This is a genomic window from Micromonospora chalcea, assembly GCF_028768405.1.
GTDB lineage: Bacteria > Actinomycetota > Actinomycetes > Mycobacteriales > Micromonosporaceae > Micromonospora > Micromonospora chalcea.
Genome location: NZ_CP118233.1, coordinates 1564803 through 1587846, shown reverse-complemented (window position 1 = coordinate 1587846; position 23044 = coordinate 1564803). Strand labels below are relative to the sequence as shown.

12 protein-coding genes are annotated in these 23044 nt (G+C 71.9%); 8 read left to right on the top strand and 4 right to left on the bottom strand.

Annotated elements, in window-relative coordinates; translation table 11 throughout:
* Nucleotides 1–410 precede the first annotated feature (410 nt).
* Nucleotides 411–10304 (top strand): LamG-like jellyroll fold domain-containing protein, encoded by a 9894-nt coding sequence (locus PVK74_RS07395; RefSeq protein WP_274478615.1) that lies wholly within the window; start codon nt 411–413, stop codon nt 10302–10304.
* Between the two features lie 1052 nt (nt 10305–11356).
* Here PVK74_RS07395 and PVK74_RS07390 read toward each other — a convergent pair.
* Both PVK74_RS07390 and PVK74_RS07385 read right to left on the bottom strand, forming a co-directional pair.
* On the bottom strand, nt 11357–13168 hold the full coding sequence (locus PVK74_RS07390) for a family 43 glycosylhydrolase (protein WP_274478614.1): 1812 nt from the start codon (nt 13166–13168) through the stop codon (nt 11357–11359).
* A 42-nt stretch (nt 13169–13210) separates the two neighbouring features.
* Nucleotides 13211–13540: a glycoside hydrolase family protein gene (locus tag PVK74_RS07385; protein ID WP_227457183.1), complete on the bottom strand. Its 330-nt coding sequence runs from the start codon at nt 13538–13540 to the stop codon at nt 13211–13213.
* Nucleotides 13541–13663: 123 nt separating this feature from the next.
* Between PVK74_RS07385 and PVK74_RS07380 the strand changes: the two genes are divergently transcribed.
* From PVK74_RS07380 to PVK74_RS07360, 5 genes are all read left to right on the top strand, one after another.
* A complete protein-coding gene (locus PVK74_RS07380; RefSeq protein ID WP_274478613.1) occupies nt 13664–14407 on the top strand; it encodes an ArsR/SmtB family transcription factor in 744 nt (247 codons plus the stop codon).
* 55 nt (nt 14408–14462) lie between these two features.
* Entirely contained in the window at nt 14463–15425 is a 963-nt protein-coding gene (locus PVK74_RS07375) for a cytochrome P450 (protein ID WP_227457184.1), read from the top strand.
* Nucleotides 15422–16216, top strand: a complete 795-nt coding sequence (locus tag PVK74_RS07370; protein WP_274478612.1) for an isocitrate lyase/PEP mutase family protein — start codon at nt 15422–15424, stop codon at nt 16214–16216. Before PVK74_RS07375 ends, PVK74_RS07370 begins: the two co-directional genes overlap by 4 nt.
* 102 nt (nt 16217–16318) lie before the next feature.
* Entirely contained in the window at nt 16319–17278 is a 960-nt protein-coding gene (locus tag PVK74_RS07365) for a hypothetical protein (RefSeq protein ID WP_274478611.1), read from the top strand.
* A gap of 4 nt (nt 17279–17282) precedes the next feature.
* Nucleotides 17283–18893, top strand: coding sequence for an asparagine synthetase B family protein (locus tag PVK74_RS07360; protein WP_274478610.1), 1611 nt, complete (start codon nt 17283–17285; stop codon nt 18891–18893).
* A gap of 6 nt (nt 18894–18899) precedes the next feature.
* Here the strand turns inward: PVK74_RS07360 and PVK74_RS07355 are convergent, their stop codons facing one another.
* On the bottom strand, nt 18900–19775 hold the full coding sequence (locus PVK74_RS07355) for a transglutaminase domain-containing protein (protein WP_274478608.1): 876 nt from the start codon (nt 19773–19775) through the stop codon (nt 18900–18902).
* Between the two features lie 122 nt (nt 19776–19897).
* Here PVK74_RS07355 and PVK74_RS07350 point away from each other — a divergent pair, with 122 nt between their 5' ends.
* On the top strand, nt 19898–20371 hold the full coding sequence (locus PVK74_RS07350; protein ID WP_166455891.1) for a DUF1203 domain-containing protein: 474 nt from the start codon (nt 19898–19900) through the stop codon (nt 20369–20371).
* A 48-nt stretch (nt 20372–20419) separates the two neighbouring features.
* The gene (locus PVK74_RS07345; protein WP_069088584.1) at nt 20420–21412 is read left to right on the top strand and encodes a carcinine hydrolase/isopenicillin-N N-acyltransferase family protein; all 993 of its coding nucleotides are present in this window, start codon (nt 20420–20422) and stop codon (nt 21410–21412) included.
* A gap of 104 nt (nt 21413–21516) precedes the next feature.
* Here PVK74_RS07345 and PVK74_RS07340 read toward each other — a convergent pair whose 3' ends face one another.
* Nucleotides 21517–22959, bottom strand: a complete 1443-nt coding sequence (locus PVK74_RS07340) for an LVIVD repeat-containing protein (RefSeq protein WP_369799352.1) — start codon at nt 22957–22959, stop codon at nt 21517–21519.
* Nucleotides 22960–23044: the final 85 nt, after the last annotated feature.

The following is a 23044-nucleotide window of genomic DNA, read 5'->3' as shown; positions in this document are numbered from 1 at the left end:
ACGGGTTGCCGGGTCGTACATAAGGGACTTATGGCCGACAGTTGTCGCTCAGGGTGACTTTTCCTGTCCTCGGCGTTGCGATCGGTCATCTCGGCGGTCGGCCTTGACAGTCCGCTGTGGTGCTGTCACTGTACAGCGGCGCATTGATGAGTAGCAGCACACGGGGGTGTGAAGCTGTGGCTATCTGTCCGTCTGTTTTCTGCTGGAGACCGTGCGGCGAACGGCCTATTGCCGTCGCCCGGGGCGTCGCGTCCAAGCCGACGCCGACCGGAATTTCCTGAGCTTTTTCACCACGGCCGGCTCCTTCTGCCCGGCCGGACAGCCGTGCCGTTGACGAACCGCCGCCACGTGGCGCGGTTCCGCCGCCGCACGCCCGCCGGCACCGTTCCGTCTCCCGACCAGGGGTCTCCATGCCACTCCGCCCGCCCCGCCTGTCCGACCTGCGCGCACGCCTGCTGCGGGACCCTTCCCGGGCCCGCCGGCGGTCGCCGCTGGGTGCCACCGCCGTCCGGTCGGCGGTGGCCGTCGCCCTGGTCGGCACGCTGACGCTCAACCTCGGCGGCAGCGGCGTGCCCGCGCTCTCGGCCGACGCGGCCCGGGAGGCACGAGCCGGCAGCGGCCGGATCGACCCCGGCGCCAAGCCCGGCCAGCGGTGGGGGTCGGCGGCAGGGCGGTCGCACGTCGAGCCCGGGTCGGTGAACCGGGACGTGCCGCGGTCGACGCGCAGCAGGTTCCCGCTGCACACGTTGGACACCAAGGCGCCGGCGGGCCGGAACACCGCGCGTGTCGCCACCGCACCCGTCGCCGAGGCGCGCGGCTACGACAAGCGCACCAGCCGGGAACGCGCCACCGAGCGCACTGCCGGCCAGCGGGTCTACGACAACGCCGACGGCACGCAGACCACCGAGTTCTCGTCCACGCCGATCAACTACCGCCGCGCGGACGGCAGTTGGGCTCCGATCGACCTCGACCTGGCGCCGGTGACCGACGGGTGGCGTACCAAGGCGGACTCGGTCGGTCTGCGGCTCGGCGCCCACGGCGCGGTCCCGGACGTCGCCCGGCTGTCGTTCGACGGTGACACCGAATTCTCCTTCGGCCTGTCCGGGGCGTCCGCCGTCCCGGGTCGCGCCGAAGCCCGGGCGGTCACCTACCCCGGCGTGCTCGCCGGGGTCGACCTGCGCCTGGAGCCGCGCGCGGGTGGCGTGAAGGAGACGCTGGTGCTGCGTTCGGCGGCGGCGCCGACGAGCTACCTCTTTCCGCTGCGCCTGCGCGGCCTCACCGCGAAGCTCCTCGACGGCCACGTCGTCCTGACCGATCGGCAGGGCCGCGAGCGGGGGATCATCCCGCCCGGCTACATGATCGACTCAGGGGCCGGTGCCGCCGGTCCGGCCACCTCCACCGGCGTGACCTATCAGCTGGTGACCGAGGGCGGGCAGCCGGCGTTGCGGATGACGCTCGACCGGGCGTGGCTCGCCGACCCCGCCCGGGTCTTCCCGGTCGAGGTCGACCCCACGGTCGGCCCGGCCGTCGACCCGATCACGTCCGACAGCAGCATGTACGTCCACGGTGGCAGCTCCACCTCCGGCGGCAGTGAACTGCTGGTCGGCCGCTCGGGTGGCCAGAGCGCGGCGGCGTACCTGAAGTTCGGCAGCCTGGTCAGCCGGCTGCAGAACCACACGATCCTGGGCGCGGCGCTGTCGGTGGTCAACTTCGACGCCGCCTCCTGCAAGGCGCGGGCGGTGTCGGTGCACCCGGTGACCGGGTCGTGGACCGCCGGCACCGGCTACTCGTACCCGGGTCCGGCCGTCGGCGGCGCGCTCGCCACCCGCTCCTTCGCCCACGGATACGTCGCCCTCGGGCAGTCCCAGTCGGCGTGTCCGGCGGCGGGCGAGATGTTCGACCTGGGCGCCGGGGGCCGCAACCTCGTGCAGCGCTGGGCCAACGGGACGCAGGCGAACAACGGGCTGTCCCTGCGCGCCTCCGCCACCGACGGCACGGCCTGGAAGAAGTTCGCCGGCACCGGAACCGCCAACCCGCCGGCGCTCTACGTCACCCACACGCCGTACAACGCCGCGTACGCAATACCGAAGCCGACGCCCGAGCCGCCGGTCCTGCGCAACCAGGACGGCAAGGTCAAGGTCACCGTCACCAACCTCGGCGCCGAGGCGTGGTCGCCGAGCAACTACTACCTGGCGTACCGGGTCTACAACGCGAGCACCGGCGCGGCGGTCACCCAGCAGCGCGCGGCCAGCCTGCCGGCCACCCTGGCGCGCGGCGCCAAGGTCACGCTGGACGCCACCGTCAAGGCGCTGCCGCCGGGCTCGTACTTCCTCGACTTCACCATGGTCCGCAACGGCGGGATCGTCTTCACCGACCAGCAGGTGCCGCCCGGACGCATCGTGCTCCAGGTCTTCGACGTGCCGCCGGTGGTGCAGGAGCTGTACCCGGGCAACGGGTACCAGGCGGGCACGCTGACCCCGCTGCTCTGGGCGCGCGCAGTGGACACCGACGCGCCGCCCGGTTCGTCGCTGTCGTTCAAGTTCGAGATCTGCGACCGCACCGACGCGGGCGCGGCCACCAACTGCACCAACTCCGGTTACCAGAACAAGCAGTCCTGGGCGGTGCCCACCGGCCGGCTGGCCTGGAGCAAGAACTACATGTGGCGGGCGTACGTCAAGGACACCGCCAGTGAGGTGATCTCGCCGTACTCGGTGCTGACCGCCGCCGTGCCGCAGCCGGACCTGCTGTCCCGGGTGGGCACGGCGCCCGGCGCGGAGCAGGGACGCGAGTTCGACGCGCAGACCGGCAACTTCTCCACCGCCGCGATCGACGCCACGGTCGCCACCGTCGGGCCGGAGCTCAACCTGGGCCGCACCTACAACAGCCTCGACCCGCGCACCACAGGGGTGTTCGGCGCCGGCTGGTCCAGCCGGTACGACATGGCCCTGGTCCCGGACGACGACGGTTCCGGCAACGTGGTGATCCGCTACCCGGACGGGCAGGAGGTGCGTTTCGGCCGCAACAGCGACGGCACCTACGCCGCGCCCGCCGGCCGGGTCGCCAAGCTCACCGTCGACTCGACCAAGTGGACCCTGCTCGACCGGTCCGGCGTGACGTACGTGTTCTCCCTGCTCGGCAAGCTCCAGAAGATCACCGACATCTCGTCCCGTTCGGTGCTGCTCAGCTACGACCTGATGACCGGCAAGCTGACCAAAGCGCAGGTGTCCAACAGCCTGACCAACACCGCCGGCCGGTACCTGACCTTCGCCTGGACCGGGAACCGCATCACGTCGGTCAGCACCAACCCGGTCGACGGCGCGTCCCTCACCTGGACCTACACCTACACCGGGGACCTGCTCACCAAGGTCTGCGGCCCGGGCTCGGCGTGCACCAGCTACGAATATGCGGCCGGGTCGCACTACCGGTCCGCCGTTCTGGACGCCAAGCCGGACTCGTACTACCGGCTCGGTGAGTCCGAGGGCACCGCGGCGGGCAGCGAGGTGGCGATCAACCTCGGCAAGGACGCGGCTGTCTACCGCAACGTCACGCTGGCGCAGCCGGGCGTCGTCGAGGGCACCACCGGCACCGCCGCCGCCTTCAACGGCACCTCGGCCTACCTGGAACTGCCGAAGGGGCTGGTGAAGAAGAGCCGGGACGCGTCGGTCGAGCTGTGGTTCAAGATCGGGCTCACCCAGACCGGCGGGCCGCTCGTCGGCTACCAGGACAAGGCGGTCGGCACGGCGGCGACGAGCGGCGTACCGGTCCTCTACACCGGCACCGACGGCAAGCTGCGCGGACAGTTCGCCACCGGGACGATCTCGCCCATCACCTCCACGACGACTGTCAACGACAACAAGTGGCACCACGTCGTGCTCTCCGCGATGGCCAACACCCAGACCATGTACCTCGACGGGGTCAAGGTGGGGCAGTTGACCGGGCAGACCATCGACGCGGGCGCGCTGACGTTCAACCAGGTCGGCCTCGCCACGGCCACCACGCCCGCCTCCTGGCCGGCCTGGGGCAGCACCGCGCAGCGGTACTTCGCCGGCGCGGTCGACGAGGTGGCGGTCTACTCGCGGCCGCTGGGCCCGGCCACCGTCGCGGCCCACTACCAGTACGCCCGCCCGGCCGCGCAGCAGCTCACCCGGGTGACCCTGCCCAGTGGACGGGTCGCCACCGAGGTGGAGTACGACACGTCCACGGACCGGGTCAAGGAGTACACCGACGACGACGGCGGCACCTGGAAGCTCGGCCAGCCCACCGTCTACGGCGGCGACGCCGACCTGCGCCGCAGCGTCCAGGTCCTCGACCCGGCGAACCGCCCCTACCTGTACGAGTACGACGCGCTCGGCGGGCAGATGCTGCGCTCCGGCACCCCGCTGGGCATCGAGACCCGGCCGGAGGACCAGCCGAGCCAGCCGACCCCGTCGCCGAGCCCCAGCCCCACGCCGACCTGCTCCCAGCCGGACCCGAACGACCCCGCCTTCTGCACCGTCATCCCGGACGACGCGGACGGACCGGTCTTCGTCCGGCACCCGCTCGACGGGATGGCGATCCGCTCCTTCACCTACGACGAAAAGGGCATGCAGACCAAGGTCACCAACGAGAACGGTGACACGGTCGAGATGACCTACGACGGCGAGGGCCGGATGGCCACGCGGAAGAACTGCCGCACCGCCACCCAGTGCTTCACGAACTACTACACCTACTCGGCGACGATCACCAACCCGTTCGACCCGCGCAAGGACCTGGCGGTCGAGACGCGCGACGGCCGGTCCGACAACGCTACCGACACCAGGTACCGCACCTCCATGGAGTACGAGGCCAGCGGGCAGCTGAAGAAGCAGACCAACCCGGACGGCAGCGAGGTCAACCACAGCTACACCACCGGCGCGGAGGCGGCCGTCGGCGGCGGCAACGTCCCCGCCGGCCTGCTCGCCAGCAGCACCGACGCCCGCGGCAAGGTCACCTCGCTGGCCTACTACAGCAACGGCGACCTGGCCCGCAGCACCGATCCGCTGGGGCTGGTCACCGAGTACACCTACGACGCGCTGGGCCGGCGGCTCACCGAGAAAACGATCTCCGACACCTACCCCGCCGGCGTCACCACCACCATCACCTACGACAAGCACTCCCGCGTCGCCACCGTCACCGGCCCGGTCACCACCGACGCCGTGGACGGCACCCGGCACCAGAGCCGGACCACCACGGAGTACGACGCCGACGGCAACCAGACCAAGGTGACGGTCGCCGACCTGCTCGGTGGTGACACCGAACGGGTGACCACCACCGAGTACGACGACCAGGGCCGCCCGTCCCGGGTGGTCGACGCCGAGGGCAACGAGACCACCTACGGCTACGACCGCTTCGGCAACAAGACCACCATGACCGACGCCAACGGCAACCGGTACGACTGGGCGTACACGGCCCAGAACAAGGTGGCCGAGGTGCGGCTGCGGGACTGGCGCAGCGACCCGGCGGGCTCGCCCGGCACCGGCACCGGCGACTACCTGGTGCTGCACTCCTACTCGTACGACTTCGCCGGGCGGCTGGCCAGCGACACCGACGCGATGGGCCGGCGCCTGGAGTACGAGTACTACCGGGACGACCTGCTCCACAAGATCACCCTCAAGGGTTTCCGCAACCCGGACGGCACCCGGCGCGACTACGTCGTGGAGGAGAACACCTACGACGGCGCCGGAAACGTGACGCGCAAGGTGGCCGGCAACGGCACCCAGGTCACCGACTACACGCCGGACCGCTCCGGCAAGGTCACCAGCTCCGTCGTCGACCCCAGCGGCCTGCGCCGCACCACCACCCTCACGTACGACGAGAACGGCAACGTCACGAAGTCGGTGCGTACCGGCAACCCGTCGAACCTGCCATGGACCGTGGCGGTCACCTCGGAGACGGTCGAGTACACCCACGACAACGCCGGAAACGTCCGCACCGAGAAGGTCGTGGCCGACGGTCAGTCGCGGATCACCAGCTACACCTACGACAAGCGCGGCCTGCGGCTGACCGAGACCGACCCACGCGGCAACGTGACCGGCGCGGACCCGGCCGCCTACACCACCACCTACCGGTACGACGAGCTGGGCCGTCAGGTCGCCGTGGTCGGTCCGACCGTCGCCGCGGAGAGCAACGGCGGCGCGGCCACCCAGACCAGCCCGACCAGCACCGTCGGCTACAACACGTTCGGCGAGGCGACCGGGATGCGCGACGCGCGCGGACTGGTCAACCGGGCGGAGTTCGACAAGCTGGGCCGGCTGGTGCGCAGCGTCGCCCCGACGTACCAGGCGCCCGGCGTTACCCAGCCGGTCACCCCGGAGGTGCGGCGCTCGTACGACCCGGTCGGCAACGTGGTCGAGGAGATCGACCCGGCCGGCACCACCCGCTTCACCTACGACCAGCTCAACCGGATGGTCACCCGCGACGAGCCGGCGAAGACGAACGACGACCGGGCGGTCACCAGCTACACCTACACCCGCACCGGCGAGGTCCTCTCGGTCACCGGACCGACCGGCGTGCGGACCGAGTCGACCTACGACGACCTCGACCGGCAGGTCACCCAGACGCTGGTCGAGCGGCAGCCGACCACGCGCAATCTGGTTACCCGGATGACCTACGACGACGCCGGCAACATCACCTCCGTCGTCTCACCGAGCGGCGCGACCACTGTCAACACCTACGACTCGGTCGGCGCGATCACCCGTACCACCAGGCCGACCGGCGAGGCCAACCTCTTCGGGTACGACCACGTCGGACGGCAGGTCCGCGTCTCCGACGGGCTGGGGCGCGCCAACCGGACGACCTTCGACCTGTTCGGCAACCGGGTCGCCGAGAGCGACCTGAAGCCGGACGGCTCGGTGCTGCGGTCGCAGAGCTACGGCTACGACATCGCCGGCAACGTGGTGTCGGCGACCGACCCGTACAACACGGTCACCAGCTTCGAGTACGACGCCGCCGACCGGCTGGTGAAGCAGATCGAGCCGGTCACCGCCACCGAGTCGATCACCACCACGTTCGGCTACGACGCAGCCGGCAACCGCACCCGCTACACCGACGGCCGGCTCAACTCCACCATCTTCACGTACAACAGTCTGGGCCTGCCGGAGTCGGCGATCGAGCCGGCGACGGCGAGCCACCCGGCGCCGGCCGACCGCACCTGGACCATCGGGTACGACTCCGACAGCAACCCGGTGCGGCTGCTCGCACCCGGCGGGGTGAGCCGCACCCGCGACTACGACGCGTCCGGCCGGCTGATCGGGGAGACCGGCTCCGGCGGCGAGACGGCCACCACGGCCCGCACGCTGGGTTACGACAGGGCCGGCCGGCTCACGAAGGTCGCCGCCCCGGGCGGCGACAACACCTACACCTACAACGACAGGGGCCAGCTGCTCACCGCGAGCGGTCCGTCGGGGTCGGCGAGCTTCGGGTACGACGACGACGGCCTGATGACCAGCCGCACGGACGTCACGGGCACGGCGAGCTTCGGGTACGTCAAGGGCCGCCTGGACACGGCCACTGACGGGATCACGGGGCAGCGGCAGAAGTACGGCTACAACGCGGCCGGCGACGTCCAGTCGATCGACTACGGCGCGGGCCGGGTACGGACGTTCGGGTACGACGACTACGGCCGGGTCGACAGCGACGTGCTGCGCAACTCCGCCAACCAGGTCGTCGCGTCGGTGAGCTACGGCTTCGACCTGAACGGCCATGTCACCAGCAAGAACACCACCGGCACCGCGGGCGCCGGCACCAACAGCTACACCTACGACAAGGCGGGCCGGCTGACCGGCTGGACGTCGGCGGCGGGCACCGTCGCCTACGCCTGGGACGCCAGCGGCAACCGGGTCAGGGCCGGGTCGAAGACGGCCAGCTTCGACGAACGCAACCGGCTGATCTCCGACGGCGACTACACCTACACGTACACCCCGCGTGGCACGCTGCGGTCGCGGACCAGCTCCGGCCTGACCGAGCAGTACTCGTTCGACGCCTTCGACCGGCTCACCGCCGCCAAGGACCAGACCTACCAGTACGACAGCCTCGACCGGGTGCTGGTCCGCTCCGGGACGCCGTTCGTCTACGCGGGCCTGACCGACGACGTGGTGCACGACGGCGCCGAGTACTACGGCCGGGGGACGGGCAACGAGCTGCTCGCCACCGGTATCGGCTCGGACAAGCGGCTGTCGCTCACCGACGCGCACGGTGACGTGATCGCCGCCATCAACCCGGGCGACACCCAACTGTCCAGCTTGAGTGACTCCACCGCGTACGACCCGTTCGGCAAGCGGACCGCCAGCGTCGGCAACACCGGCCGGCTGGGCTACCAGGGCGACTGGACCGACCCGGCCACCGGCCAGGTCGACATGGGCGCCCGCTGGTACGACCCCGGCACGGGCGGGTTCACCTCCCGGGACAGCGTCAACTACGTCAAGGGCGACTCGATCCTGGCCAACCGCTACACGTACGCCGCCGGCGCCCCGCTGGACTTCGACGACCCGGACGGCCACTGGCCCCGGTTGCTGAAGCGGATGGCCAGCGCCGCGACGTCCGTGGTGCAGGCGACGGTCAGCGTGGTGACGGCCACGGTGAATTTCGTCGACTCCGCGATCCGTGTCGCCGGTGCCCTGGTCTCGCTGGGGGCCAGCTGGGTGGCCGAGAAGGCGAGGAGCGCAGGGAGGCTCCTCGGCCAGGCGGTCAAGGCTGTGCGGGCCAGCATCAGCGAGAAGATCGACTGGGCGAAGAAGAAAGCCAGCGCCGCGATAGTGCAGGCGCAACAGCTCAAGAAGGTCGTCCAGGCGAAGGCCCAGGCGGCCACGAAGAAGCTAGTCCAGTTCACGAAGCTGCCCGTGGTGCAGGCATTGACCAAGCCGCTCATCGGGCTCGGGAAGATCGTTTCGACCGGCTTCAAGATGCTGCCGGCCATCGTGTCGGCCACGACGATGGCCATCAAGGATCCGCAGAAGTTCAAGCAGAAACTGTGGCTCGACGCGGCAAAGGCGGTCGGCTCGATCACCGAGGGTGTCTCGGCCGTCTGGGACAAGGCGACGCAGTTCGTCGAGGACCACAAGGCTGACATCGCCGGCTTCGTCGCCGGCACCGTCGTCGGCCTGGGCTGTGGCGCAGCGATCGGCTGGACCGGCGTGGGCGCGGTCGCCTGTGGTGCGCTTGCCGGCGCGGTCGGCTCCGCGGTCACCGGCTACATGAACGGCAAGCGGGGATGGGACCTGGCCGGAACGGCGGCGCTGGGTGCGGTGACCGGCGCGCTCGGCGGGGCGCTCGGCTCCATCGGCGGTGCGGCGATCAAGGCCGGGCTGGGTGGCCTCAGCGGTGGGCTGCGGTCGGCCGGTGGCAAGGCGGTCAGCGCCGGTCTGGGCGAGGCGCGGGCGATCGTGGGGCAGACCCGCTCCCTGGGCAGCAAGATCCTTGGGCGCGGTGGCTGCGGGAACAGCTTCACCGGGGAGACCCGGGTCCTGATGGCCGGCGGCAAGACCAAGCCGATCAGCGAGGTCAAGGTCGGGGACCGGGTCGTCGCGACCGATCCGACCACCGGCCGCACCGAGGTGCGGGTGGTGACCGCACTGATCATCGGCACCGGCGTCAAGAAGCTCGTCCAGGTGACAGTGGACGTGGACGGCAAGCAGGGCGACCGCACCGAGAAGTTGACGGCTACGGACAGGCACCCGTTCTGGGTCGCCAGCGAGGGCCGCTGGGTCGACGCCAAGGACATCCGGCCGGGCTACGTCTTCGAGACCGGCGACCACCGGCCCGCCACGGCGGTGCGTACGACCGAGTCCTCCGAGTGGGAGACGGTCTACAACCTGACCGTCGACGGCCTGCACACGTACCATGTGCTCGCTGGCGACGAGCCGCTGCTGGTCCACAACTGCAGCGGCGGTGTCGCGCCGAATGGAGTCGCATGCACCTGCAACGGATCTACCAACCCTTCCGATGCAGACCTCATCCAAGCAATCGCGACACGGGCTGAGCGCAAGATCGGTGGAAGTGGAGCTGTTGCAGGTACGGCGAAGCATGCCTACGCAGACAAGCTGCTCCAGCGATACCAAGGCATTTACGGCAACCGGGGTCTGGTTACTGAGCAGAGCTATCTGGGCGGCCTTCCGGTGCCTCGCGGGACGGCAGGTAGTGCCCGCCCAGATGTCTTCGATCCCGCCAGTGGTATTATCTACGACTACAAGTTCGTTCTCCGGCCGGGGCGAGGGATTGGCAGGGCGCAGGCGGACAACAACGCGGATAATGTGCCGGGCGCGTGGCTTACGATTGAGGTAAATCCATGAGCAGGGGCAGTGCGTCTAAAAAGAGTGTGACATCAGATTGGGCCGGAGCATTTCCCGGTTTCAGTAAATGGCGACCGCTGCGCCTTGTTCGCCGCATCGGACCCGTGCTCCAGGGAATCGCACTGGATCTGTCTACCGCGGGAGATTCGTACTTTCCCACCGCCCACGTCCACGCTCTGACGCGCGAATTCCCAGTCGTCACGCTGACGATGTCTCGTCGACTTAGTCGAAGCTCCGGGATTCAGGAGTCGATAGGCTTTGATCGGCACGAAGAGGTGCGTCTGGATGCGTTCCGTCGAATGTCTGAGCAGAGTCCACTTTCTCTTGGAGATCCTCCGTCAATTGAAGAAGTCATTGAGGAGTATCATCGCTTCGTGCGGGAGCGGGCTGAATGTGGTTTGCCTCCCGCTGTAAGCGAGGTTGAAGATGCTGTCCTTGTTCCTGCTGCGGCAGGTCGGCTTGATCTGACTGAGAGAGGGCTTGGGTTGGCCGAAGAATTGTCGGAAATATGGCCGGCGGCTCGGCTTCCTTTGGGCTGGGTGGGTCGGGACTGCTGGTTGCAGCAGTTGCGTCATTCGGCCGGCAATTCTCAGGCCCTTCAACTAATTGTTGACGGCCAGGTCCACAAGCACAAGCTGGTTAGTGTGAATAGTTGCCCGTTGTAGCGGGGCTAGTATTCGCAATGCGGTCGAAGGTGAATAGCTCAATTCAGTGTCCGTGTGTTGGGCGGTTAGACGTCGGCCGGCTGACACATCGTGATCCGCCTATGTGTTCGCTTGCGGGTGTCGTCAATTCAAAGCAGCCTGGTCGTCGGGTTTGCTTTTTTGATTCTCTTAAGTTGATTGAATTCGGGCCCTGGTTGTCGTTGTCTGACCGATTAGTGCGATTCAGAATGCGGTCGGGTACTCGTCGTCGATGGCCTTCCTTCCAGGATGCGTGCACCGGGGGAGTCAGCCCGTCACGTGAAGCTCGCGGCTGTTCACTGAGCATCGGCCCCGCCTTGACCGAGGCGGGGTCGATGCTCGTGGGCACACACGACTCTCAGTCGAGCGTCAGCGGTGGAAGCGCAGGTAGTCGAACTCCGCCGTCACCGCCGGAGTCGCTCCGCCGTGCGCCACCAGCCCGATCCGGGGCGTCGTGTCCGCCGGGAACGTCCACACCGCGCCCCACGTCCAGCGCTTCCCGTCCCGGCTGGACCCGGCCCGGAACTCGTGTTCGCCGTTCACCGGGTCGACCCGGTGGGCCAGCCGCAGCCAGGTGGTGGTGCCGGGGGTGCCGACGATGCTGCCGCCGTACACGGGCTGACCGGCGACGGGCAGTTCGTAGCCGTACTCGACCTGCCGGGTGTTCCAGATCGCCACCTGGGTCAGCCGGGCGAAGCGGTCGTCGTCGACGTACGCGATAAGGCCCGCCTGCTGATAGTTGCGCACGCTGTCCTCGCCCAGGTCGAGCGTCACCTTCGTCTCGGCGACGTAGTTCCCGGCCGGCGCGTCGCGCAGCAGCACCCCTGCGGTGTTGCCGGTGCCGGACAGGTCGGCGTTCTGCACCGGCCAGCGCAGCGCGCCGCCGCTCACCGTGGCGGCCGGGTCCTGGCGTACCCACTGCCAGGCCGGGTCGAGCCCGCCGGTGAACTCGTCGGAGTAGCCGCGCAGCACCGGGCCAACCCGGGGGTCCGGGACGGCGTGCCGGACGGGACGGTACAGCCGGACGGCGCTGACGTTGTCGAACTCGGCCGGGCCGCCCTCGGCGCGCACGGACAGGTTGCCCGCCGCGGGGCGGGGGAGCCGTGTCGTCACCTGGGCCACCGGGTCGCCGAGGCGCGACGGGCTGAGCGTGGCGACGAGCTGCTGTCCGCGTACCTCGATCGCGAGGTTGTGCCGGTCGCGCAGGTCGAGGCCGGCGGGCAGCGCGGTGGACGCGGCGCCCGCCGTGAGCCGGCCGCGCCCGACGCGGACGTCCACGCCGTGACGCCGCAGGCCGACGGTGGCCGCGCCGGTCAGCCGCAGGTCGGTCTCCGCGCGCAGGTCACCGCCGATCCGGGTACGCGAGGTGAGCGTGCCGGTGCCGGTCAGCGCTCCGCCGGTGGCCTGCCAGCGGCCGTGTTCGGCGCGCCAGCCGCGCAGGTCGGCGGTGGCGAAGCGGGCGTCGATCGGGCCGGTGGTGACCGGCGCGGTGCGGGCGGTGTCGGAGGGGCCGGCGCCCGCGTTCACAGTGGGCCATCCGTCGATCCAGTCGAGCCGGTCCAGCAGCATCGGCCGCTCGTTGACGCCGAACGGCTCGTCCAGGTGCGGGTCGGCGCGGTCGATCGCGTGGTAGGCGATCCAGTCCTGTCCGGACAGGTCGGTGAGGACCGCGTTGTGCCCGGTGCCGATCCAGCGGTTGCCGTTCTGGGTGAGTACCGGCGTGCCGCCGGCCCGGGAGGCGTCGAGGCGCTGGCCGTCGCGGTCGGTGAACGGGCCGCGCGGGTCACGGGACCGGCCGACCTGGACGGAGTAGCCGGTGGCCGGGCCGGCGCAGCAGTTCGCGGTGGACGCGAACAGGTAGTACCAGCCGTCGCGGCGCAGCACGTACGCGCCTTCGAACTTGTTGTCGATCGCGACCGGCGTCGGCGTGCCGACCGCGCGCAGCCCGTCCGGGGACAGCTCGGTGACCGAGATGCCGCCGTAGTAGAGCCAGTGGCGTCCGTCGGCGCCGGTGAGCTGGCTCGGGTCGATGGTCCACGGGTAACCGCCGCCCGCGCCCGGTCGCGGGGCGACCACCGGCGTGTCGGCGAACGTCCACGGGCCGGCCGGGCTCGGCGCGGTGGCCACGCCGACCGCGGTGTCGAACGTGTCGTCGGAGACGCATGTGTCGGTGACGGTCATGTACATGACCCACCGGCCCGCCACGCGCCGCACGTCGGGCGCTCAGAACGCCGAGCCGGGCGCGGCGTAGGCGGGCCGTTGGTCCGGCGTGAACGCGTCGCCCACGAAGGACCAGTCGACCAGGTCAAGTGAGCGGGCGATCGGCACCCGGTGCGCGCGGCCCCCGCCCTCGCGCAGCTGGTCGGAGGTGCCGAAGGCGTACCAGAGTCCGCCGTCGCCGCGCATCACGACCGGGTCGGCGAAGGTGTCGGCGAACCCGGCGGAGACCGGGTTGCGGTAGCGGTCGGGCCCGGCGGCGGACGCGGGCGCCGCGCCGGCGAGCAGAAGCGTGAGTACGGCGGCGAGCGCGCCACCGCGGCGGAGGTGTCCCATCGGGCCTGCCCTCGGGAAGAGACGGAGGTGCGTACCACCGCTTTGCAACGTTGGAGAGGCGTGTGTAAAGAGCCCCGGCACCGTTCGGCGCGACCCGAACCGTGGCCGTGCCAGCATGGGCGGATGACCATCCGCGCCGACGGCCGAGGGCTGGCCGGGTTCGCCGCGCTGCTCGCCGACCCGACCCGGGCCGGCTTCTGCCTCACGCTGCTCGACGGGCGCGCCTGGACCGCCGGGGAACTCGCCCGCGCCGCCGGGGTCACTCCGTCCACCGCCAGCGACCACCTCACCCGGCTGGTGACGGGCGGCCTGCTGGTCGAGGAGCGGCAGGGCCGCCACCGGTACGTCCGCCTCGCCGGCCCGGCCGTCGCGCAGCTCGTCGAGGACCTGGCGGCGCGGGCGCCCGCCCCGGCGACCCCGCCCCGCACGTTGCGCGCCGCGTCGGCCGCCACCGCCCTGGCGTACGCCCGCACCTGCTACGACCACCTGGCCGGGCGGCTCGGCGTGCTGCTGCACGACGCGCTGCTCGACCGCGGCGTGCTCGACCGGTCCGGCGGCCTGGCGCTGACCGGTGCCGGAGTGTCCTGGCTGGACGGTCTGGGCGTGCCGGTGGAGCCGCTGCGCGCCGCCCGGCGACCGCTCGTACGCGACTGCCTCGACTGGACCGAACGGCGTCCGCACCTGGCCGGGGCGCTCGGGGCGGCCCTGTGTCGGCGCTTCTTCGACCTCGGCTGGACGACGCGGGGCGCCGGGCGGGCGGTGCGGCTCACCCCGGCCGGGCGGGACGCGCTGGCCGAGGCGCTCGCGCTCGACCCGGCGCTGCTGGCGCCGCCCGCCACCCGGGACACCGGCCCGGCGCGCGCCTGAGGGCCGCGCGGATCGTTCGGCCGGGACCGAACTGTCCGCGCCATACGGTCGGGCGATGGACCTACCTACGATCATGGCTGCTCCGGGCACCCCGCCCTGCGGGCCGCCGACGCTCGGCGACGACGGCTGGGTGCTCACCCGGTACGCGGACGTCGTCGCCGCCCTGACCGACAGCCGCTGCGTGGTGCCGGCGGCACCGCCCGGACCGGAGGGCACCCTCGCCTGGCTGCGCGGCACGGTGAGCCGGTTCAGCCCACCCGACCGGCACGCCGCGCGCCGCGCACTCGGGACGGCCGCGCTGGACACTCTCGACCCGGCGGAGCTGAGCCTTGCCGCCGCGCGGCTGACCGGGCAGATCCTCGACGGCGCGTCGCGCGAGGACGTCGTGGAGGTGACGGGTGAGCCGGCTCGGCGCGTACCCGTTGAGGTGCTGGCGGAGCGGCTCGGCCTGGCCGACCCGGCGGCGGCCGTCGCGGAGGTGTGCGCGGTGGCCGCCGCCTACCACCCGGGCGCCGACCCGGCGACGGTTGAGGGGGCGAACCGGGCGGTCGCGGCGCTGGTGGCGATGTCGCCGCCGGGCCCGGCCGAGGTGACCGCGAACCGGCTCGGGCTGCTGGTGCAGGCCGCCGACGCCACCGCCGGGCTGATCGACGCCGCCGTCCGGCACGGACGCGCCGCGCCGGACGGGCTCGCCACGACCACGCTGCTCGCCGAGGTGCTGCGCCTCGACCCACCGGTACGGGCCACCCGCCGGGTCGCCACCGAGGCGCTGAGCCTGGGCGGCCGGGCGGTACGGGCGGGGGAGCGGCTGCTGCTGCGGTTCGACGCGGCCAACCGCGACCCGGCCGTCTTCGCCGAGCCGGACCGGTTCCGGGCCGACCCGGCGGACGCGGTGCTGACCTTCGGCGCCGGTGCCCGTGGCTGCCCGGGGCAGCGGCACGCGCTCGCCCTGGCGGCCGGCGTGGTCGGCGTGCTGCGCCACGCCTCCGGCGCGCTGATCGAGGGGGGCCGGCGATGACCGACAGGTACCGCGCGTTCCGTGACCTGCACCGGCCCGGCGACCCGCTGCTGCTGCCGAACGCCTGGGACCACGCCTCCGCCGCGGCGCTCGCCGACCGGGGCTTCCCAGCGATCGGCACGACGAGTCTGGGCGTTGCGGCGGCCGCCGGCCGGCCGGACGCGGTCCGGGCGACCCGGGCCGAGACGCTGGAACTGGCGTACCGGCTGCGGCGCCTGCCGGCGCTGCTCACCGTCGACATCGAGGACGGCTTCCACGACGAACCGGCCGAGGTGGCGCGCTACGTCGGTGAGCTGGCCGCGCTCGGCGTGGTCGGCGTGAACCTGGAGGACGGCCGCCCGGACGGGCGCCTGGCCCCGGCGGAACACGTGGTCGCCACGATCGCGGCGGTCCGCGCGGCCGTACCGGGGATGTTCGTCAACGCCCGCACCGACGCCTGGTGGCTGGAGGTCCCGTCGCCGCTGGACGAGGCGCGGCGACGGGCGGCGGCCTACCGTGCGGCCGGGGCGGACGGCCTGTTCGTGCCGGGCGTGCCCGACGACGTGGTGGGCGGGCTGGCGGCCGAGGCCGGGTTGCCGGTGAACGTGCTGTACCGGCCGGGCGGCCCGGACCCGGCCGCGCTGGGCCGGCTCGGCGCCGCCCGGGTGAGCACCGGCTCGCTGCTGTTCCGGGCGGCCCTCGGCGCGGCGCTGCACCTCGCGGACGCGATCGCCGCCGGGCACGACGCGGGACTGCCGGCGCCGCCCGGATACGACGAGGTGCAGGCGCTGACGCGGCGGTTCGCCACCTGATCGGGCGCCTTCGGCAGAGATGGGAGATTCTCACCCTCTTTGGTACTTACGGTGTGCGCAGATCCCATCACGCCGTGTCCCGACCGAGAGGGGACGGAGACCATGCGAGTGCCCAGCCGCAGCCCCGGTCGCCAGCCCGGTCCCGCCGCCACGTCCACCGCTCCCGCCCGCCGGGTGCCCGCAGCCGGCCGGCGCGCCGACGCCGTCCCGGACCTGTCCGCGTACCGGGCGGCGGTGGCGGACCTCCTGGTCGAGGTGGGCGCGCTCGCCGACGCGCCGTCGGCCACCGCCCGCCAGGTGCTGCTCGACCAGCGGCTGCGCGAACCCGCCATCGCCGCCGTCCTCGACGCCACGCCCCAGGGGCTGATCGGGGCCCGGGAGACGCTGCTGCTGGAGATGGCCCGCTACCAGCCAAACGCGCGCAGCTCGGCGCAGGACCTCACCGCGCTGGTGCGGATCTACCTGCTCTCCCGCGTCGACGTGCTCTGGTGGCGGGACGCCCCGACGTTCCTCACCGACGACCAGGTCCGCACCAGCGCCGAACTCGTCGACCTGGAGTGGCTGCGCCGGCGCGGGCTGATCGAGTTCCGCTATCAGGAGCAGCCCGCCACCGTCGTGGGGCGGGGCCTGCGCGCGGTGCGCCGCCGGCTGCTTCCGGCCGCCACCCCGCGTACCGCCGGCCTGCTGTTCCGCCGGGCCCGCCGCGAGATGATCGCGTTCCTCAACGACCTGGCCCGGGAGTTCGCGGCCGTCGCACCGGACCGCACGCCGCCGCTCTGGGTGACCAGCCTGGCCCGCAGCGCCGAGCACCAGTACCGGCTGCGGCGCCTGGGGTACGCCGCGATGGTGCCCAGCGGGCACTGTCTCGGCTGGGCCGCCGACGTCGAGCTGGAGTGGTACGAGCGCTTCGGCGCCCGTTCGGCTCTCGCCGGGCTGCTCCTGGCCCGCCAGGACGCCGGTGAGGTGAACGTGGTCGACGAGGGACAGGCCTGGCACGTGTGTCTCGCCCCGGACGCCCGCCGCCGCTACCGGCGGGCGTACGAGGCCGAGATGGGGGTGTGACCCGGTGTGCGGCATCGCGCTGAGCATCGGCCCCGAGGCCGACCCGGCGACCTTCCGCCGGATGCTCGCCGCGCTCGCGTCGCGCGGTGAGGTCACCGAGACCCGCCAGGAGAACGGCCTCCTGGCCGGCGTGCGGCGGCTGAAGATCGTGGACCGGGAACGGTCCGTCCAGCCCTGGATGTCGCCGGACGAGCGGCACCTGCTCTGCTACAACGGCGAGATCTTCAACCACCACGAGCTGCGCGCCGAGCTGACCCGGCTCGGGCACGAGTTCCGCACCACCGGCGATACGGAGGTCGTGCTGACCGCGTTCCGCCAGTGGGGCGAGAACGCGGTACGCCGGCTGCGCGGGGAGTACGCGTTCGTGATCGTCGAGCGGGACAGCGGTCGGGCGTACCTGGCCCGGGACCCGCTCGGGGTCAAGCCGCTGTACTGGTCCCGCCTGCCCGGCTGCCTGCACCTCGCCTCCGAGGTCAAGGCGCTCGTCGGGCACGGCGCGCCGATCGGCGAGGTGGCGCCCGGGCATCACGGCTGGGTCGAGCCCGGCGAACCGGTCCGGCCGCGCCCGCACGTCGACCTGCTCACCCTCGGCGACGGCCTGCCGGTGATCGACGACCCGGACGAGGCGGCCCTGCTGGTCCGCATCGCGCTCACCGACGCGATGCGGGCCCGGCTGGACACCGACCTCACCGTCGGCGTGGTGCTCTCCGGCGGCCTGGACAGCTCGCTGGCGCTGCTGCACGCCCGGGAACTGCACCCGGACTGCGTGGCGGTCACCATCGGCGTGCCGGAGAGCCCCGACGTCGCGTACGCCCGGCGGCTCGCCGCCGACCTCGGCGTGCCGCACGAGGTGGTCGAGCTGCGCCCGCGTGACATCCGGCTGGCCGACGTACGCGAGGCGATCCGGGTCTCCGAGCTGACCGAATACGGCGACATCATCAACGCTGTCGTCTCGGTGCCGATCTTCCGGCGGCTGCGCGAGCTGGGCGTACGGGTGGTGCTCACCGGCGACGGCTCCGACGAGCTGTTCGGCGGCTATCCGATGTACCACCAGGTCGGGCCGGAGCGGTCCCGCCGGCTGTTCCTGCACAAGATCCGCAACCTGTGCCGGACCGAGCTGCAACGGGTGGACCGGGCCAGCATGGCGCACGGGGTGGAGGCCCGGGTGCCGTTCCTCGACCTCAGCGTCGTCGAGCTGGCCATGCGGCTGCCGCTGGACCTCAAGCTGCGCGACGGGCAGGAGAAGTGGATCGTCCGGCAGGCCTTCGCCGACCTGCTGCCTGCCTACGTCCGGCAGCGGCCGAAGAACCCGATGTCGTACTCGTCGGGACTGCACGAGCGGGCCCGCCTCTACAAGCCGCTGTTCGCCCGGCTGCACCGCTCCTTCGGCTACGACCTGCTGGAACCGGTCCGCCGTGACTTCGACAGCGTGCTCACCCGCTGCGGCAACGACCTCGACCGGGCCATCGCCGAGGGCATGGCCCGGCCCGACTACACCGTGCTGGAACACGCCCGGGACCTGGTCGGCGCGGCCCGGTGGAACGCCGCGCCGATGGTCCGGCGGCTGGTCAACCCGCGCCGCACCCGAGGCGACGAGGCGCCCCTGCCCGGGTGAGCCCGGTCAGTGCCGCAGGTCCACGTCGGCGCCCACGCCGGTGACCGGGTCCATGCAGTGCACCGTCGGGCCCGGACGCAGCCGGGCGTCCGAGGCGTACCGCCGGGCCAGCTCCCGCGCGGCGGCGGCGTCGCCGTGGTCGGCGGCCACCAGCAGCGCGGCGACCTCGTCGACGAGCGTGAGGTCGGCGCCGGTCAGGTCCTCGGTCATCGCCCCGAACCCGTCCCAGAGCAGCACCTCGTCCTTGTGCCGGTGGGCCAGTTCCAGCAGCACGTAGTCGTGGATGAACCAGTCGCCCCGGATCGGCAGCGACGGGTCCACGCCGTAGGTGTCCGGGTCGAGCCGGCCCGCCCGGTACGCCAGCCACACCCGGGCCGCCGACTCGAAGTGCCCGGCCTCCGGGTCGATGTCGTAGCCGTCGAACGGACGGTCGCCGGCCGGGTCCAGCTCGGGGTCGGACCAGACCCACCGCTCGCCGTCCCACCACTCGGCGAGCACATGGTCGTGGTGCCAGCCGGGCTCGAAGTAGCTCACGAACCCGACCCGGCTGCGGGCCGGGACGCCGTGCTGGCGCAGCGCCGCGACGGTGAGCAGCGTGTGGTCCCGGCAGCACCCGGCGACCCGCTCGGCGGCCGGGCGCTCGGCGGTCAGCGGCAGCGGGAACCGGGACTGGTCGGCGTCGAGGATGCGGTCCGTCCAGCGCAGATTCACCTCGGCCTGGCGGACGTCCGGCAGCTCCACCCCGCCGGCCCGGTAGTGGATGATCACGTTGCGGGCGGTCGCCGCGACGGTGGGCAGGTCAGCCGGCACGGCGTCGAGCAGCGCCGCGTGGTGGCGGGGATCGCTGTACGGGGAGTGGGTCCGGTAGTCGTCGACGTCCATCCGGCCATTGTCGGCGCGGGACGCGGCCGGCGGGTGCCCGCTCGGCGCGCAATCTCGCGGCGCCCGAATGCCAGGTCCGATCACCGCCAGCGCCGCGGTCCGGGCCGCGCCAGGCTGGGACCGTGACGACCACCCGTACCGCGTTCCGGATCCGCCCGCTGCCCGCGGGGACGCTCGCCGAGCTGCGCCGCACCGGCCGCGACGCCACCGGGCAGCCGCCCGAGCACCTGCACGCCACCGGGGGCGAGCCGCTGCGCTGCTGCCTGCGCGACGCCCGGCCGGACGAGACGCTGCTGCTGTTCGGGTACGCCCCGCCGCTGCCGCCGAGCCCGTACCGCGAGGTGGGACCGGTGTTCGCGCACGCCGCCGAATGCGCCGGCCCGCACGACGTGACGGCGTACCCGTCCCAGTGGCGCGGACGGGAGCAGGTGCTGCGCGCGTACGACAGCCGGGGTCGCATCGTGGGCGGACGGCGACACGACGGCGGCGACCCGGAGGCGGTGGTCGCGGAGCTGTTCGCCGACCCGGCGGTGGACCTGCTGCACAGCCGCAACGTCGTGTACGGCTGCTGGATGTTCGCTGTCGTGCGGAGTTGACCGGGTCCCGGATGGACATCGGCGGACGCCTCTTCTAGCGTCGCTGTCATGCGGAGGACCCTCATCGCCGGCGGGCTCGCGTTGCTCCTGCTCGGCACGGCCTGCGGGGAGAGCCGCCGGTCCGACCCGCCGGCCGCGGCCGGCTCGCCCACCGCCTCCCGGCAGGACCCGGGCCAGGTCGAACGGACGCTGGCCAGCCTCCGCAAGATCGACGACCTGCCGATGTACGAGATGACGTACGACGGCGACTACGACCCGACCGCCGGGCTGGCCGGGTCGACGCCGCCGAGCCCGTTCGGCTGCTCGCTGTTCGCCGCGCTCGGCGATCGGGAGCGGCCGGTGTTCGCCCGCAACTTCGACTGGGAGCCGAACCCCGCGCTGGTGCTGCGCACCGACCCGCCGGACGGGTACGCCTCGATCTCGCTGGTCGACATCTCCTACCTGGGGGTGGCCGCCGACCCGACGGGGGACCGGCGGCTGCTGGACGCGCCGCTGCTGCCGTTCGACGGCATGAACGAGCGGGGTCTCGCGGTCGGGCTGGCCGCCGACGACGGGGCGCGCGCCGAGCCGGTGCCGGGACTGCCGAAGGTGGGCTCGGTGCGCATCCTGCGCCTGGTGCTCGACTCGGCCGCGACCGTGGACGAGGCGGTCGCCGTGTTCAAGCGCTACAACCTGGACTTCGACGGCGGGCCGCCGCTGCACTACCTGCTGGCCGACGCGACCGGCACGTCGGCGGTGGTGGAGTTCGTCGACGGGAAGATGACTGTGGACCGGCGCAGCGGCCCGTGGCAGGCCCTGACGAACGTGCCGGCCGTCGGTGTGCCGGACCGGGAACTGCGCCAGGACCGCAGGTACGGGGTGCTGGCGAAGGAACTGGACCGTGCCGGTGGGGTGGTCGACGCGGCCGGGGCGCTGCGGCTGCTGAACGCGGTACGCCAGTCGCACACCCGCTGGTCGGTCACGTACGGGCTGCGCAGCGGCGAGGTGCGGGTGGTCACGGCCGGTGGCGGCACCCGTGACTACCGCCTGCCGATGAGCTGATCCGGGCCGGGTGGACCGCTCCGGCCGAGGTCGTCGGCGCTGACAACGCACCGGGCCCGGCGGCCCCCGCGAGGGGAGCGCCGGGCCCGGGACGGGTCAGCGGGTCACCAGCTCAGGTAGCCCGCCTGGGTCTGCACGTTCAGCTCGGGAACCAGCAGGAACTGCGCCAGCCAGGTACGCGGGTCACGCAGCTCCAGCACGTCCAGTCCCTTCTGGATGTCGCTGGAGTAGATGTGGCCGTTGTACCAGTACGCCGACCAGGACCCGCCGGTACGCAGCTGCGTGGCGTCCAGCGGACCGCGCTCCCAGTAGGCGATCTCGGTCGGCTTGCGGGAGTTGGTGAAGTCCCACACCGAGATGCCGCCCTGGTACCACGCCTGCACCATGATGTCGCGGCCGGGCACCGGGATCAGCGAGCCGTTGTGGGCCACGCAGTTCTCGGTGTCGGCGTTGACGCGCGGGATCTTGTAGTAGCTGCGGAATTCCAGCTTGCGGGCGTTGCCGCGGCCGGTGATGTCGTAGATGGCGTCCGCGCCACGGTTCGGGCCGACCACCTCGTTGCAGGTGGCCGCGCCGCCGCCGCCCAGCTCGTCGGTGAAGACGACCTTGGTGCCGGAGTTGTTGAACGTGGCCGAGTGCCAGAACGCGAAGTTCTCGGCGTCGGTCACCCGCTCGATCACCCGGGGCGCCTCACGGTCCTTGATGTCCAGCAGGATGCCGTCACCCATGCACGCGCCGGCGGCCAGGTCCTTCGCCGGGTACGCGGTGATGTCGTGGCAGCCGGTGGTGGCCGACGACTGACCGGGGATGCCCGGGTAGCCGCCGTCCGGGAACAGGTTCGGCGTGGCCACCACGGAGGCGGTGGTGGGGTTCTTCACCGGCACCTTGACGATGGAGATGGAGTCGTGCGGCGGCTGGCAGTCCGGGAAGTCGGCGCGCGGGCTGTACGACGAGACGTACAGGTAGACGTTGCGCTTGTCCTTGCCGGGCACGAGCGTGTGGGTGTGCGAGCCGCATGCCGTCTCGACCGACTTGATGTAGCGCGGGTTGCGCTTGTCGCGGATGTCGAAGATCTTGATGCCCTCCCAGGACTCCTTCACCGACGCCGGCTGGCTGGTGCTGGCGCAGGAGTCGTCGCTGCGGGAGGAGTCGGTGGACAGGAAGAGCAGGTCGCCGTGGACCGAGATGTCGTTCTGCGAGCCGGGGCAGAGCACCTGCGACACGATCGTCGGGCGGCTCGGCCGGAGGATGTCGTAGATGACGAACCCGTCGTAGTTGCCGACGAACGCGTACCGCCCCTGGAAGGCGATGTCGGTGCCGAGGGCTGCGGTGGTGTCGAACGGCGCCTGCTTCGGCAGGTTGGCCACCTGCCGCAGGTTGGGGCTGCTGGAGATCTCGTCGACACCGGGGACGGCGCTGTCCACGGTGGCCGGCGCGGCCTGGGCGCGGGGGATCTCCTGGGCGCTGCTCGGCGGCGCGGCGACCACGCCGGCGAGCAGCAGGCCGGCGGCGGCGAGGCTGATGATGCGGGTGCGGGACGTGCGGATGCTGATCACCGGCAACACCCTTCGAAAGGGGATGATGATTCGCCAAACCTTACCTATCGGAGACCGTCATCAATGTGACCTGGGT